Origin of the sequence: Pseudomonas sp. C32, assembly GCF_030417915.1 — a bacterium.
Taxonomy (GTDB): Bacteria; Pseudomonadota; Gammaproteobacteria; order Pseudomonadales; family Pseudomonadaceae; genus Aquipseudomonas.
This window is the reverse complement of record NZ_JAUHUK010000001.1, coordinates 23,755-39,902: the sequence shown is the minus strand read 5'-3', so window position 1 is coordinate 39,902 and position 16,148 is coordinate 23,755. Positions and strand designations below refer to the sequence as shown.

Below are 16,148 nucleotides of genomic sequence, written 5' to 3'. Positions count from 1 at the left end.
CGGACGAATAACCGGGACCACCCGGAGACCGCCTGATGAGCGAGCTTTTTTACAACGCTGTGCCGAATGCGACCCGTGTCGCCCCGCCACTGCCCGAGCCTCGGCAATATCCCAGCGAAAAACCGGCCCGGGTCTACCTGTTCGGGACTTGCGTGGTCGACTTGTTCTACCCGGAAGCCGGGATGGACGCGATCCACTTGCTGGAACGCGAAGGCATTCGTGTCGAGTACCCGCAAGGGCAAAGCTGCTGCGGTCAACCGGCCTACACCTCGGGTTACACCGAACAGGCAAGGACCGTGGCGCGCTCACAACTGGCGCTGTTTGCCGGTGACTATCCGGTGGTGGTGCCGTCAGGTTCTTGTGCCGGCATGTTGCGCGAACACTATGCCGACTTGTTCAAGGACGAGCCGGACACGTTGCAACAGGTTCAGGCCCTGGCGGCCAGGACCTATGAACTCGCCGAGTTCCTGCTGTTCGTCTGCAAGGTGCAACTCAAGGACAGCGGCGAGCCGGTAAAAGTAGCGCTGCACACGTCGTGCTCGGCACGTCGCGAGATGAACACCCACCTGCACGGCCGTGAGTTGTTGGCGCAGTTGAACAACGTGGAGCGCGTCAACCACAGTCACGAAAGTGAATGCTGTGGCTTCGGTGGGACTTTCAGCGTCCGTATGCCAGACATTTCCGGCGCGATGGTGGCTGACAAGACCCGGTCGTTGAAGGAATCCGGCGCACACAAGATTTTGAGCGCCGATTGCGGCTGTCTGATGAACATCAACGGCTCGCTGGAAAAACAGAAAGAAGCGCTGCGCGGTCAGCATCTGGCCAGTTTCCTCTGGCAGCGAACCGGGGGTGCCCAATGAGCACTTCCTCGATTATTCCTACGGTCGCCGTAGAAGAAGATTTTCGCACCCGCGCCCACAACGCGCTGGGTGATGCGCAATTGCGAGGCAACTTTCGCAAGGCGATGGATTCACTGATGACCAAACGGGCAGCCGCTTTCAGCGATGCCCACGAAAGAGAACACCTGCGCGCGCTGGGCAATGCTGTCCGCGCCCGTGCGTTATCCAAGTTGCCCGAGCTGCTCGAACAACTGGAACAGAACCTGACCCGCAACGGTGTGACAGTGCACTGGGCGGAAACGGTGGACGAAGCCAATGGCATCGTCCTCTCGATCATCCGCGCTCACGAGGGGCGGCAAGTGATCAAGGGTAAATCGATGGTCAGCGAAGAGATGGAGATGAACCATGTCCTCGCTGAACAGGGCATTGAATGCCTGGAATCGGACATGGGCGAGTACATCGTCCAGCTCGACCACGAGAAACCTTCACACATAATCATGCCGGCGATCCACAAGAACGCCGGTCAGGTCGCGTCCTTGTTCCACGACAAACTTGGCGTGGAATACACCAAGGACGTAGACCAACTCATTCAGATCGGTCGCAGGGTCCTGCGGCAGAAATTCTTTGAAGCGGACATCGGCGTTTCCGGCGTCAACTTCGCCGTCGCCGAAACCGGCACCCTGCTGTTGGTGGAAAACGAAGGCAACGGCCGCATGACCACCACGGTGCCGCCGGTGCACATTGCCGTCACCGGCATTGAGAAAGTCGTGGAAAACCTGCGCGACGTGGTGCCGTTGCTGTCATTGCTGACCCGCTCGGCGCTTGGCATTCCAATCACTACCTACGTCAACATGATCTCTGGCCCGCGCAAAGAGCATGAACTCGACGGCCCTCAAGAAGTGCACCTGGTCTTGCTGGATAACGGTCGCAGCCAGGCGTTTGCCGACAGCGAACTGCGCCAGACCCTGAACTGCATTCGTTGCGGCGCCTGTATGAATCATTGCCCGGTGTACACCCGAATCGGCGGTCACGCCTATGGGGAGGTTTACCCTGGGCCTATCGGAAAAATCATCACCCCGCACATGGTCGGCCTGGCAAAAGTGCCGGATCATCCGAGCGCATCGTCGCTGTGCGGTGCCTGCGGTGAAGTTTGCCCGGTGAAAATTCCGATCCCTGCACTGTTGCGGCGTCTGCGGGAAGAAAACGTCAAAGCCCCGGACAGCCCTCATCAAGTGATGCGCGGCCAGGGCAGCAAGTACTCGCGCAAAGAGCGGTTCATCTGGAATGCCTGGGCCAAGCTCAACAGCTCGCCGACGCTCTATCGCCTGTTCGGTTTCTTTGCCACGCGCCTGCGCGCCCTCACGCCGAGCAATGTCGGCCCGTGGACGCAAAACCACAGCGCACCGAAACCCGCTGCCCGCTCGCTGCATGACATGGCCCGTGAACATTTGGCCAAACAGGGAGACCGTTGATGAGTGCCAAGCAAAATATCCTCGCCAAGCTGAGCAAAAGTCTGACAGGCACCACACCGGTGGCTGACGACTTCGATGTCGATCTGGTGACGCAGCCTTACACTTACACGCCGGAACAACGTATCCCGCAGTTGCGCAAGTTGATGGAAGCGGTACACACGGAAATTCATCTGACGTCCGGCGAAGAGTGGCCGACGCTACTCGCGCAATTGCTGCGGGACCGCCAGTTGCCGAGTCTGCTGATCGCACCGACAACGCCCCACGGTCAACGGATCACGCAGCACTGGACGAACAATCCCGGCCTGCCAATGCTAAAAACCTACGACCGTCCGGTTGAAGAATGGAAAGCCGAGTTGTTCAACGACACCCCGGCGAGCCTGACCGGCACCCTCGGTGCCATCGCGGCCACGGGCAGCCTGATTATCTGGCCGACCCGGGAAGAGCCCCGCTTGATGAGCCTGGTGCCACCCGTGCATTTCGCCCTGCTCAAGGCCAGTGAAATCCGCGACAACTTCTATCAGGTGCAGCAGGAATTCGAATGGGCGCAAGGCATGCCGACCAACGCGTTGCTGGTGTCCGGCCCGTCGAAAACAGCCGACATCGAGCAAGTACTGGCGTACGGCGCCCACGGTCCGAAGGACATGGTGGTGCTGATTCTGGAGGACCAATGAGTCTACCGGCCGCTTTCCTGCGTGATGTGCAACAACTGATTCCTCAGGTGCGACGTTTCGACGACCCGTTATCAACCCTCGCCTTCGGCACCGACGCGAGTTTCTACCGGCTGATTCCCAAACTGGTGATACGCGTCGAGTCCGAAGATGAAGTGGTGGCACTACTGAAACTCGCCCAGCGCGATCAGGTCCCGGTGACCTTTCGCGCCGCTGGCACCAGCCTGTCCGGCCAGGCCATCAGCGACTCGGTGTTGATCGTGCTGGGGGATAACTGGAACGGTCGCGAGATTCGCGGGCAAGGCACACAAATTCGATTGCAACCGGGCGTTATCGGCGCCCAGGCCAACGCGTGGCTGGCACCGTTCGGACGCAAGATCGGCCCGGACCCGGCTTCGATCAACGCCTGCAAAATCGGCGGGATCGTCGCCAACAATGCCAGCGGCATGTGCTGCGGTACGGCACAAAACACCTATCACACCCTGGCCGGGATTCGCCTTGTGCTGGCTGACGGCAGCCGTCTCGATACTGAAGACGCTGCCAGTGTTGCAGCCTTTCGTCAGTCTCACGCCACATTGCTGGAACGTCTGGCGACATTGGGTCGCGAGACCCGCGCAAACGCCGAACTGGCTGCAAAAATTCGCCACAAATACCGTCTGAAAAATACCACTGGCCTGTCACTCAATGCCCTGGTGGATTTCGACGAGCCTGTGGATATCTTGAGCCACTTGCTGGTCGGCTCCGAGGGCACGCTCGGCTTCATCAGTGCGGTGACCTACGACACCGTGATCGACCACCCGAACAAAGCCTCGGCGTTGATCGTGTTCCCGGATGTGGAAACCTGTTGCAACGCTGTGACTGTGCTGAAAAGCCAACCAGTGGCGGCCGTGGAACTGCTGGACCGCCGTAGCCTGCGATCAGTGCAGGACAAACCTGGCATGCCCGCTTTCGTACAGCATCTGTCGAACAATGCCTGCGCCTTGCTGATCGAATCCCGCGCCGCGTCGCCCACCTTGCTGCACGAACAACTTGCGCAAATCATGGCGTCGCTGAAGGCGTTTCCGGTGGAAAAGCAGGTCGACTTCACCGAAGACCCGCAGGAAAACGCCCGTCTCTGGGCCATCCGCAAAGACACCTTCCCGGCCGTCGGCGCGGTGCGCAAGACCGGCACCACGGTGATCATCGAAGACGTCACCTTCCCGGTCGAACAACTGGCTATCGGCGTCAACCGTCTGATCGAGTTGTTCGACAAACATCACTACGACGAAGCGATCCTTTTCGGACACGCTCTGGAAGGTAATCTGCACTTCGTCTTCACCCAAGGCTTCAATAACCCGGAAGAAGTCGCACGCTATCAGGCGTTCATGGACGACGTGGCGCAATTGGTGGCGGTAGAGTTCGGCGGTTCGCTGAAGGCCGAACACGGCACCGGGCGCAACATGGCACCTTTCGTCGAGCTGGAATGGGGCAGTGATGCCTACCAGTTGATGTGGCAGCTCAAGCGCTTGCTCGACCCCAATGGCATTCTCAATCCGGACGTGGTGCTCAGTGACGATCCGCAGATCCACCTCAAACACCTCAAGCCGCTGCCGGCCGCTGACGAGATTGTGGACAAGTGCATCGAGTGCGGCTTCTGCGAACCGGTCTGCCCGTCGAAAGGACTGACCCTGAGCCCGCGCCAGCGCATCGTGATCTGGCGTGACATTCAAGCGAAAAAGCGCGCAGGCATCGACACGTCAGAACTCGAAGCCGCTTATGAATATCAAGGCATCGACACCTGTGCCGCGACCGGCCTCTGCGCACAACGTTGCCCCGTAGGCATCAATACCGGCGAGCTGGTGAAAAAGCTCCGCAGCCGGAAAGCGACGCATACGAAAACCGCCAACTGGCTTGAAAGCAATTTCGCCACAGCGCTGCAAAGTGCACGTTTCACCTTGCACGTGGCCAATGGTGCGCGAATGTTGTTGGGCGCACCAAGACTGGCGAAGTTGTCGGCGACCTTGACGCGCCTGTCCAAAGGACAGGTCCCGCAGTGGACCAACGCGATGCCGCAACCGGAAAAAGCCATTCGTTTCAGTCCAGCGGTGACCGATGCGCGCCCTCGAGTGGTCTATCTGGCGGCGTGTGTATCCCGCGCCATGGGCCCGGCTGCGGGTGACACGGAACAAATGTCGCTGCACGACAAGACCCGTGGCCTGCTGGAAAAGGCCGGTTACCAAGTGGTGTTCCCGGATAACCTGGACAGCCTTTGCTGCGGCCAACCCTTCGCGTCCAAAGGCTATGCCGAACAAGCCGAGCACAAACGACAGGAATTGATCGGTGCCCTGCTCCACGCCAGCCGTGGCGGGCTCGACCCGATCTATTGCGACACCAGCCCCTGCACCTTGCGCCTGGTTCAGGACCTGGGTGAGGCCCGCCTGGACCTGTACGACCCGGTGCGTTTCATCCGCACTCACTTGATGGATCGCCTGGCGTTCACGCCACAGGACGCACCGATTGCCGTGCACGTAACGTGCAGTACGCAGCACCTGGGGGAAAGCCAGGCGCTGATCGATCTGGCGCGCAAGTGCAGCAAAAACGTGGTGATTCCCGAAGGCATTCACTGCTGCGGCTTCGCCGGTGACAAAGGTTTCACCACGCCGGAGTTGAACGCCCACTCGTTGCGCACGCTCAAGGATGCGGTACAACAATGCAGTGAAGGGATCTCCACCAGCCGCACCTGTGAGATCGGTCTGACGCAACATGGCGGCATTGACTACCACGGACTAGTTTATCTGGTGGACCGCGTTACCCAGGCTAGGGAGCCCTGAAATCTGGACCTCATGGCAGGCGCATCAATGCGCCTTCCTTAATACTTCTTGCCGGAATCAACAGTTCTACAGCAGAAAAATAGAACCCTGCCGTGCCACCGCAGTCCACTGATCAAGTCCTGCAAAACGTGGGACATCAAAAACTCGGCAGCCCGTTTTGACGGCCAGCGACGCCTGGCCTTTAAGCCCAAGGAGAAATATATGAATCGTTCCGTTCTATTAGGTCTGTTCGTTACTGCTTCGCTTATGGCTTCCCCTTCGTTCGCCGCAGAAGACCTTTGCGCGGTCAACCTGAAAACCATCGAAAACGGCAAGGCACAGATTCCTCCAGAAATGGCTGATCAGGTAAAAGCCTCCGTCGAGCAAGCCAAAGCCGACCAGGCAAAAGGCACCAAGGAAGGCACTGATGATTGCATCGCCGAGACCAACGACATCATCAAGGCCGTCTCCGACTCGAAAAAAGGCGGGAAGTAACTCGGCCTAGGGCCACGTTGGCGTACATCGACAACGGAGCATTGGCAGCCGGGAGCTCAAAGCCCGGCTGCGCTCGCTACGAAGCAAACCAAAACCCGCCAGTTGCGGGTTTTGTTGTATCTGGGGTTTGGAACTGTGTAACCGCTGCATCACTGGAAAAGCTCGACACGCCTTCAGAAAAAACCGAATTCTTGCGTTGAATCGTAGTCTTTGAGATAGGCCCCGTCAGATCGCGACTGATTTTTCGGGCTCGGCTTGGCCGTCCGCTCATACGGCAGCACCGAGACCATCAGCTCAAGGAGATACCCATGAAACGCACCACACTCGCGGGCCTGTTCATAGCTGCTGCCATGCTGGCCTCTCCTGTATTTGCTGCGGACAACAACCTTTGTACGAGCAAGTTGCAAGAGCTCAAAGGCAAAGTGAATGCGCTGCCGGCGACCGCCACAAACACCTCAATGGAGATCAAAAGACTGATGTCCAGCGCCGAAGCCTCACAAGCCTCCGGAGACGACAATAAATGCGTCACCGAGGCCACGCAGGCGTTGGCACTCGTTGACAAACAGAGCACCCAACCAAGCCCATGATCGGTGGTAACCAACCTTCGGGTTGGCCTTCCCGGGCGTGATGACGTACACTGTGTACGCCTGCTGCTCACTTGATTCACAGAGCATCAGGCTCGGGGCCGTTTAGGATTCGACGCCGGTTGCGAAACTTTAGGTGCATGCCGAGTTGGTAACAGAACTCGTAAATCCACTGTTGCAACTACTTATAGTTGCCAATGACGAAAACTACGGCCAGGAATTCGCTCTCGCTGCGTAAGCAGCCTTAGCCCTGAGCTTCTGGTACCTTCGGGTCCAGCAATCACCAGGGGATGTCTGTAAACCCAAAGTGATTGTCATATAGAACAGAATCGCCGTGCAGTACGTTGTGGACGAAGCGGCTAAAACTTACACAACTCGCCCAAAGCACCCTGCCCGTCGGGTCGCTGAGGGTTAACTTAATAGACACGGCTACGCATGTAGTACCGACAGCGGAGTACTGGCGGACGGGGGTTCAAATCCCCCCGGCTCCACCAAATATACATCTAAGGGCGTCCACGGACGTCCTTTTTTGTGCCTGAAATCCAGCAAATACGGGGCTTTCAGCGCCATCAGTGTCCGCAATCGTCCAACAAGATCTATGTCTTTCGGTATTCCAAATGGTATTCCAAGCCCACAGGTGCTAATTTTTGGAATACCAAAACCCTCCATGGAATACCAATGTGCGCTCAAGCTACTCGCCTTTCTGAACTCAAGATCAAAGCCGCCAAGCCTTTAGAGAAGGATTACGTCCTGGTCGATGGCGACGGCCTGCAGATGCGAGTGAGAATCAATGGCTCTAAGCTATGGAACTTTAACTACTACCATCCTGTAACCAAGAAGCGCATCAACATGGGCCTTGGCGCATACCCTGAGCTATCTCTTGCCCGAGCAAGGAAAATGACCATTGAGGCAAGGGAGCTCCTTGCTACTGGTATTGATCCGAAAGAGCAGCGAGATACCCTGAAGCAGGCTAAGAAGGCTGAAACCGAACATACTTTTCAGAACGTAGCGACGGCTTGGTACGAGCTCAAAAAAGACTCAGTAACGCCAGCTTATGCTGAGGACATCTGGCGTTCGCTGACGCTGCATGTTTTTCCGGATTTAGGCACCACACCGATCTCAGCCCTCAGCGCACCACAAGTCATCAACCTGCTTCGGCCACTCGAAACCAAAGGCAGCCTTGAAACCGTTAAACGGCTGTCACAGCGCCTCAACGAGATCATGACCTATGGGGTCAACTCAGGACTCATTCACGCAAATCCGCTCAGCGGGATTCGCTCAGTCTTCAAGAAGCCGAAAAAGAAAAACATGGCTGCACTCGCTCCCGATGAGCTGAAAGAGCTCATGGTGGCAATTGCCAATGCCAGCATAAAAAGGACGACACGCTGCCTAATCGAATGGCAGCTCAACACCATGACCCGTCCAGCAGAAGCAGCCACCACCCGCTGGGCCGATATCGACTTCGAAAAGCGTATTTGGACGATCCCAGCTGAACGCATGAAAAAGCGCCGCATACATATCGTGCCGCTCACTGAGCAAGCACTGGCGCTTTTGGAGGCAATCAAACCCTACAGCGGACACCGGGAATACGTGTTTCCTGCAGACCGGAACCCTCGAACCCACTGCAACAGCCAGACTGCCAACATGGCATTAAAGCGTATGGGCTTCGAAGGGCGCCTGGTAAGCCATGGCATGCGCTCAATGGCCAGCACTATCCTCAACGAACACGGCTGGGATCCTGAGTTGATTGAAGTAGCACTTGCCCACGTCGACAAAGACGAGGTTCGCAGCGCCTATAACCGGGCGGACTACATCGAACGCAGACGACCGATGATGGCCTGGTGGAGCGAACACATTCAGGAAGCAGCAACCGGAAATCTGTCAGTGTCAGCAATGACGGAAAATCGGGACAGGAAAGTCGTTTCGATACGCTGACAAGCTTATCCCTGACCAGGAGCAAGCAGTGCCGTTCCAGGTCAGGGACACCCAACAAGTGCTAAGTATCTGGCACGGAATGGATAGTACTCACCAGACGCCTGACAGCATGCAAGAAGTTATCAAATGCGCGGTAATCGCTTGGAGTGGAAGGCACGCTGACAAAACCTCTTCCTTCGGGCGGGCGAATGCGGCCATGAGAGCGCCCCGACTGATATGACCAACCCTCAGCGAGAAGACTCCTAATCAGCAGATTGATGTCCTTGGATGAGCTGTATCTTCTCATTATCGCCCCACCACCAATGCATCCCGATACCTCGCAGCATATGCGCCGGCCGAAAAGCGCCATTCGCTGAACGCACGCTCCACACCAATCACATCAATAGGGTTGCTGTAGTGGTAACCCTTCTGGCCGGCTGTGTTCTGAAAGAAGCGGCCCAGCGGGTCGATCATAATGTACGACTCAGTCATGTCATCATTACCCTCAACACACATCACGTCATGAAAAGCGTCATGCCGCGCAACGAAGGCGAGAAAGTCCTCAGAAGAAACCGCCAGATCACTGGTTACTACCTGCAGCATGCGCAACACTTTCCATCGATGTGGCACAAGCGCATGCATGATCGGCGACATGTCTTCTTGGTGGTTCAGCGCATTGACCACTGTATTGACTTTCAATCGCAGAGCCGAATTCTGCGACTTTGCGCGCACTAGCATTTCCGGGAGCGAGTCCACGTCCAGCAAAGAACCACGGCTGTCGACGCGACCAATGCCGATGTTCTTGGTAGGATCCGCTGAATCCAGACTCAGTCCGAGCATGGAAACCAGCGGTGCGAGTCGGTCAATCAAGTCGTTAGTGAGCCGGCTACCATTGGTGATAATGGAAGTCGTCATTCCCTTGCTCCTCGCGTAATCCAGCACGCGAAGCGAAGCATCTTGATACAGCAGCGGCTCTCCACCGGCCAGGTTCAAACGAATGCTGGACCACGACATGTGCTGAGTGAGCGGATTGGCATCGTTCCCCGGATGAAAGAATGCCTGCAGTTCATCGAGCAAATTACGGACGCGACTCCAGTCATGCAGCAACTCCCCGCCGGCACCATCCCATTTCGCGTAGCAGTAGCGGCACTTGTAGTTACAGGCTTCAGTGATGTGCCAGTTGATAACCAATTCGGAGACCTGAGGACACACAGTCCCCTCTTCACGTCGGAGATACACCATTATTCAGCTCCTAGTGAAAGAGGGTTAGGCGTCGAGATGAGCGACGTAGCAAAGTCGGAACCCGACCTTGACGCCCTTGTAGCTCATCGTCATATGAACAGGGCAGAGATTGCGCTCAATTGAGCCACCAACAATAGATTGACCGGTTGCTACAGAGGCAATCGGCGCAGATCCATGCTGATAGTCAGACAACCACTCGCCGAAACCCGGTACCGAGAGGAATGGGACTCCTTCGTCGTTATCGACCCACTTCAGGTTCGGCCCGTAGTGCATGGAGCCGTCGGGGCGGTATCGATGCGAAGAGTTACCGCCCAGCTTGCCATCGCCACCAACAATGCCCCAGCCCAATTGCCCGTAGATGGGGTCGTCAGGCATCTCTCCATTCTTGACGACAAAGGAGCGCACTGATGAAACATGACTGAAGTCCATCGGTGGAGGGGCAACCTGCTGCCAATCTTCGATGGTCAGCAGCCGAACAGGAAGCCCCATCCGCTGCTCGTAGTCATGGCAATACGCGACAGCATCCAGCCAGGTTACGCTCACTGGAAGATCACTCAACTCCATGTTGATAGCGCCCAGATCACCGATTTTCTTGTTACGTGTTTTTTGAGCTTTCTCTTGCCTGGTGTGCCCCCAGTCTGACCTGCTACAAAAATCAAAAAAATCAGCGATCGTAACGAGGGGTGACACCATCAAGCAGCTCTCGCCAAGCCGATGCGGGATAAATTCATCGGATGCGACCCCGGTTTCAGTGCGTGGAAACCGGTACCCCTGGCTCGCAATAAGCTCGCGCTGAATAAGCTTCGCATAACCAGGCCAATTGGCCGCCGTTCCCCCTTCTGCGTAATGACGCGACTCCGCATCGTGCTCCAGCTTTTCCGCCCATGTGCCGGTTGCGAAATACAAATGCCCATCCAGCTTGCTTTGGTCCATCGCCTTGGGCACCTCGTCCTTCTTGAAGAACGGGTGAAGCGGGTTGGAGGAAAATTCCTTGTCGCGCTGATCACGAATGACCCAGTCAAAAGTGCCGTTAGCACCTTTCAGGAAGATGAGATTGGAATTTCCAGGAACAGGCAGCACGTCCACCCAACCATCATCGGAGCCTTCAATCTCTTTACGGAACAGCCGCAACAGTTGCAGCTCAAACGCCAGATCCTCCTCGGACATGTTGTAACTGCGCATCACCGGGTCACCCGCTGCAGGCTCCATGAGGTTACTGCCCATCATGTTGTACATACAGCCGATAAACTCGCTTACCGCGTTGAGCATCAACATCCGGCCTGTCATATCGAGATAATCGAGACCGCAACCATCCTGCATGTACTCTGCACGCAAGAGGATCTCATCCTCATGCTGCTCACAAAAAGCGTATCTCTGCTGGTCTGTCCACAATGCGCAACTAGCTACCTGGTCAAGATCCAGGCGACCGTATGCACGAGGGGCAAACAGGCAAGATCCCACACCGGTAAAGATTCGCTTTGGCAGTGGCAGACCCGAATTGAAAAGCCGATCCGCAACCTGTCGAGCCGTTAGAAATCCACCACCCCTCGGAGAATATGGCCACTTAATGAGATCGCTAGGCACTGACAAACCGTGCGCGGACAGAAGGTCAGTAATCTTATGTTGCTCGACCTCACGCCAGTCGCAGTACGACTTGGCGCCAAGGCTACGAGCAAGTGAGTCCTGAAGCGCAACCGACTTCATGGAGCGTGCGAGATGTTTAGGGATAGGGCGAGGCCAACGGCTGCGCAGCTGGTCTACAGCAAGACGGATATGGTCATGGTGAAGACCTTCGAGTCGCATAGACCAGAAGCGATCAGAACAACCTACTTTGGTGTTCGGCTTCTCAGTCAGGACATAGATGTCACGCGATGCGTGTAACAGATCAGAAATATTCACAGCTCTCTCCAACAAAGCCACGGCAACAAAGTACCGTGCTGCCTCAGGCAACAGGTCATAGTCAGCAAGGGATTTGGAGAGAGAGGGCAAGGCCCTTTGAGCCGATCAACTGAGGAGGCAACTGCTCAGCCGTGGTTGCTCAGGCACCACACGCACTCAAGCGATGGCCAGATCTTATTATCGAATATGACCCAATTACAAGACCTAGATTGTTAGCGATTCGATTCGAAAAATTCTCAGCCCCATATAACCGCAATGACATCACCACTAAAAAGGTTCCAACCATGTCATTGCAATGCCCCCGCTGTCACTCCCCCAAAATCACTGCTTTTCATCACGCCATGAAGATCGCCGCCGCAGTCGGCACCGTTGGCGGTGCTGCGCTTGGCGTCAGTACTGCACTGGCTGGCGGTCATCCAGCAAGCCGCTACCGGTAGCTTGTCGGTCTCAGCCGTTCAGGGAACAAGAGGTCTGAAAGTGGTATCGATGCGCTAAACGGGTAATAGTAACGACTTGCCTACTGAACTTGCCCCTATCAGACCAGACACCAACTCCCCGTTAATTTGATGCCGCCGCCAAGCTCCGAAACTCCATCGGTGAGAGGTATTTCAACGCACTGCGCGGATGCTCCTCGTTGTAATGTTCGAAGGCAATCGCCAGGTTTGCGACGGCTCCAGCCTATCAGGTGCATTCGACTCAACAAAATCTCAGTCATACATCACGAACCTGCACCCATCCGCATCAGGCATCCCCCAGACTCCATAGTCTCTCCATTTAAGCAGATCGCTCAGGCGACCTGCTTGATGGGCTCTATGCCCGTGCAATGACTTCATCCCGACTTTCTCGACAGGAACCCTGCACATGACCACTCAATGCCCACGCTGTCACTCCACCGCAGTCATCACCAAAGATTTGGGCAGGAAAATCGGCGCCCTGATTGGCACTGTTGGTGGCGCAGCCCAAGGCGTCACCGGCGCCATGGCCGGTGCCGAAATTGGCGCAGTAATCGGCGTAGTCGCTGGCCCCGCCGGTGTTGCTGCTGGTGGCATGGCTGGGGCCATTCTCGGGGGGCTATCGCCTACGTCGTCAACGCCAAGGGCGAACTCACGCTCAAGGACGCAAAACCACAGGAACAGACAGCGACACAACGCTGGCGTACCAGTGAACGGGTGGAATACAACAGCAAGGGGTTGGCGATCCGGACCTACCGCCCTTACTTCGCCGATCAGCACCGCTACATCAACGATGTGTCGATCCGAGCGTTCGGCCACTGCGATCTCCAGTTCTACGATGCGTTAGGTCGCCCGACGCTCACGCGTCTCGCAAAACTGGATGACGTTTCCTACATGCGGCGGCAAACGCGTCACCCCTGGTACACGCTGGAGGAGGACGAGAACGACACACTGCAAGAGGTCCTGCCTGCACAATCCTCGACCACCGGAGGTGAGCTATGAACGCACGCCTTCATCACAAGACACCCACGATCAGCGTCATCGACAGCCGAGGCCTGTCGGTGAGGCAAGTCGCCTATTGCCGACGCAACGCAGACGATAAACCCCAAGCGCGCATGACCCAGCAACACTACGACACTGCCGGACGGCAGGTGGCGCAGTGGGACCCTCGACTGTTTGCCACAGCACCTGACGCTAATCTGACGACCGTCTATAGCCTGTCAGGCAAAGCGCTGTTGATGAACAGTGTCGACGCGGGGTGGCGACTGAGTCTGCCTGGCGACGCCGGACAGCTACTGCGCTCCTGGGACCAGAGAGGACATCATTGGCGAACGACCTATGACAATCAGTTGAGACCGACAGCCATCGATGAGCAAACCGCAGAACACGGTTTGCACCGGGTCGAGTGTCTGCGCTACGGCGACAATTCGCCAGACTCTGCGGCGAACAACCTGTGTGGCGCACTCATCCGTCATGACGACAGCGCCGGTACCTTGCTCATCAAAGAATATGCGCTTTGCGCCAAACCGCTGAGCCAGACAAGGCGCTTCCTTGTGGACACCGGTCAACCAGACTGGCCACTCGATGACAGTGCCTGTGATGCGCTGCTTGAAGAGGGCGATGGCTACAAAACAAGCTGGCAGTACGATGCGCTCGGAATGCTCATTCTGCAAACCGATGCCGCTCAGCACCAGCAGCGCTATTCGTTTGATATCGCCGGGCAACTCAAGTCCGTGAGCTTGAAAGTAAACGACGCAACGACCGAAAAAACCATCGTGAAGGATCTCGTCTACAACGCGTTTGGCCAGGTCGAATCCCAGACCGCCGGGAATGGTGTTATCAGTCGCGCCGAGTTCAATCCGGCCAGCGGTCGACTGACCTCACTCAGCGCTTCGGTGTCTGCCAATACCTTGCAGGATTTGCACTACACCTATGACGCGGTGGGCAACGTGACGCAAATCGAGGACAAGGCTCAACCGATACGATTCGGCAGCAACCAGCGGGTCGACGCCATCAGCACCTTCACCTACGACAGTCTCTACCAACTCACCAGCGCGACAGGCCGTGAAGCTGCGGGGCAGAACACCCAGCCGCAAATCCCCCTCTCCAGCAGAACACCGATTGACGCCAACCAGTTGTTCAACTTTATCGAGCACTACGAGTACGACAGCGGTGGCAACCTGACCGAACTGCGGCATGTTCGCGACGGCAACAACTACACGCGCAAGCAGAACGTTGACACTGCAAGCAATCGGCTCCTGTCCTGGAACAAGGGTAGCTCGATGCTGGATGTGACTGCGCACTTTGATGCTGGCGGTAACCAACAGGCGCTATTCCCAGGACAGGCGCTGCAATGGAGTGCTCGCAATCAACTCAGCAGCGTGGTGCTGGTGAAGCGCACAGATGGCCCCGACGACAATGAACACTATTGCTACGACAGCAGCGGTCAGCGTGTTCGCAAGATACAAACAACCCACACGGCGTCGGTGATTCACACCCGAGAGAACCGGTATTTACCAGGCCTGGAAATCCACACCCGTCAAAACGAACGCCTGGAAGTCATCACCTTGCAAGCCGGCCGTTGCAGCGTTCGCTACTTGCACTGGACCCAGGGCCGACCGACCGGTATCGCGACAAACCCGTTGCGCTACAGCCTTGACGACCATCTGGGTTCCAGCTCGCTGGAGCTCGATGAGCAGGCGTGGCTGATCAGTCAGGAAGGTTACCTACCTTATGGGGGAACGGCCTGGTCTGCATCGCGCTCGGACGTGGAAGCCGATTACCGAACCATCCGTTATTCCGGCAAGGAGCGTGATGCCAGTGGCCTCTATTACTACGGGCATCGATATTACGCACCGTGGTTGCAACGCTGGATCAGCGCCGACCCGGCGGGGGCGGTTGATGGGTTGAATCTGTATTGCATGGTGGGGAATAACCCCGTCAGATTCACAGACGCACGAGGCCTGAATAAAGAAGATCGCCTGGGTTATCTGGATTTGGCAGAGTCGAAACTAGAAGGGATTACCGGCTACATAGAAGGGATGTCTCGCGACGAGCTTATGGATCAAAGAAGAAGACAATTGCCCATCGTGCAAACGCAGTACAGAAATTTCACCGTGGAAACAACGAGAATCATCAGAGAAGCGGAAGCTAATAAAAACAAAAAATTCAATCAACTGAAGCAACTGGAAGAGTCAAAGAAGTGGAAATACCCCGAACCGATAAGATTTTCAGACCCGGTCTATACCTCTGGCACGCTGGATAAGCTGACCGCATTCTCGGGTATTGCGGATGAAGACGATAAGCACCCATTTACCGGCTTTCACAACATCCCCGGGAGTCTGAGTCCGAATGATCTCTTCCCCGGCGTTACCCTGAATGATCCCGTAGACGGAAAGGAAGATACCTACCGGGTTTCAAATACCGCACGGTTTATGAGTGCCATAAAATCCGCCTACAGGGGCCAGGACATGCGCCTTCATTACTTCTTTCGGAAACGCATCATGCGTCATGTTTCCCGTCACCAGCAGATTCCCGTAAATGCGGGGATCGCGGGGCTGCATGCCGAAGTGGTCGCGGCCAACTACTGGGTGCAGACAGGCAATCGTAGAAGCCACCCTTACCGGCGACTTTCACAGACATACATTTACACAGCACGCACGCAAAAACGCGGACGAGGTGCAGACTTCCCGGCATGCTTCAACTGCAGTTCAGTTCTGCCGCCCTTCATTAACGTCGTTACGGGACGCAAAGCCCGCTCCACCTGATTCGTGTACAGATGATCCCCTCTGAGG

11 protein-coding genes and 1 other RNA gene are annotated in these 16,148 nt (G+C 56.4%); 10 read left to right on the top strand and 2 right to left on the bottom strand.

All coding sequences use genetic code 11. The annotated features are described in order from the left end of the window. The first annotated feature begins 35 nt into the window (after positions 1–35). From QYH43_RS00155 to QYH43_RS00120, 8 genes are all read left to right on the top strand, one after another. Positions 36–860, top strand: a complete 825-nt coding sequence (locus QYH43_RS00155) for a (Fe-S)-binding protein (RefSeq protein WP_095058357.1) — start codon at positions 36–38, stop codon at positions 858–860. Then, the gene (locus QYH43_RS00150; RefSeq protein ID WP_095152080.1) at positions 857–2,311 is read left to right on the top strand and encodes a LutB/LldF family L-lactate oxidation iron-sulfur protein; all 1,455 of its coding nucleotides are present in this window, start codon (positions 857–859) and stop codon (positions 2,309–2,311) included. Before QYH43_RS00155 ends, QYH43_RS00150 begins: the two co-directional genes overlap by 4 nt. Beyond that, on the top strand, positions 2,311–2,982 hold the full coding sequence (locus QYH43_RS00145; protein ID WP_301155847.1) for a lactate utilization protein C: 672 nt from the start codon (positions 2,311–2,313) through the stop codon (positions 2,980–2,982). The genes QYH43_RS00150 and QYH43_RS00145 overlap by 1 nt, the downstream gene beginning before the upstream one ends. Continuing rightward, complete coding sequence (locus QYH43_RS00140; protein ID WP_095058354.1) at positions 2,979–5,789, top strand: FAD-binding and (Fe-S)-binding domain-containing protein; 2,811 nt, start codon at positions 2,979–2,981, stop codon at positions 5,787–5,789. Before QYH43_RS00145 ends, QYH43_RS00140 begins: the two co-directional genes overlap by 4 nt. 201 nt (positions 5,790–5,990) lie before the next feature. Further along, the gene (locus tag QYH43_RS00135) at positions 5,991–6,263 is read left to right on the top strand and encodes a hypothetical protein (RefSeq protein ID WP_095058353.1); all 273 of its coding nucleotides are present in this window, start codon (positions 5,991–5,993) and stop codon (positions 6,261–6,263) included. A 308-nt stretch (positions 6,264–6,571) separates the two neighbouring features. Beyond that, on the top strand, positions 6,572–6,850 hold the full coding sequence (locus QYH43_RS00130) for a hypothetical protein (RefSeq protein ID WP_095058352.1): 279 nt from the start codon (positions 6,572–6,574) through the stop codon (positions 6,848–6,850). Positions 6,851–6,944: 94 nt separating this feature from the next. Next, positions 6,945–7,341, top strand: a transfer-messenger RNA (tmRNA) gene (gene ssrA, locus QYH43_RS00125). A 184-nt stretch (positions 7,342–7,525) separates the two neighbouring features. After that, positions 7,526–8,782 (top strand): integrase domain-containing protein, encoded by a 1,257-nt coding sequence (locus QYH43_RS00120; protein WP_095058351.1) that lies wholly within the window; start codon positions 7,526–7,528, stop codon positions 8,780–8,782. Positions 8,783–9,067: 285 nt separating this feature from the next. Here QYH43_RS00120 and QYH43_RS00115 read toward each other — a convergent pair whose 3' ends face one another. After that, positions 9,068–9,952 carry a viperin family antiviral radical SAM protein gene (locus tag QYH43_RS00115; RefSeq protein ID WP_218232090.1) on the bottom strand — a complete coding sequence of 295 codons (885 nt, stop codon included), beginning with the start codon at positions 9,950–9,952 and terminating at the stop codon, positions 9,068–9,070. A gap of 75 nt (positions 9,953–10,027) precedes the next feature. Then, positions 10,028–11,902, bottom strand: a complete 1,875-nt coding sequence (locus tag QYH43_RS00110) for a hypothetical protein (RefSeq protein WP_143498528.1) — start codon at positions 11,900–11,902, stop codon at positions 10,028–10,030. A 1,169-nt stretch (positions 11,903–13,071) separates the two neighbouring features. On the opposite strand from QYH43_RS00110, the gene QYH43_RS00105 reads away from it, so the two are divergent. Both QYH43_RS00105 and QYH43_RS00100 read left to right on the top strand, forming a co-directional pair. Continuing rightward, positions 13,072–13,356: a hypothetical protein gene (locus tag QYH43_RS00105; protein WP_367316856.1), complete on the top strand. Its 285-nt coding sequence runs from the start codon at positions 13,072–13,074 to the stop codon at positions 13,354–13,356. Next, complete coding sequence (locus QYH43_RS00100) at positions 13,353–16,121, top strand: RHS repeat-associated core domain-containing protein (protein ID WP_095153012.1); 2,769 nt, start codon at positions 13,353–13,355, stop codon at positions 16,119–16,121. The genes QYH43_RS00105 and QYH43_RS00100 overlap by 4 nt, the downstream gene beginning before the upstream one ends. Positions 16,122–16,148 lie beyond the last annotated feature (27 nt).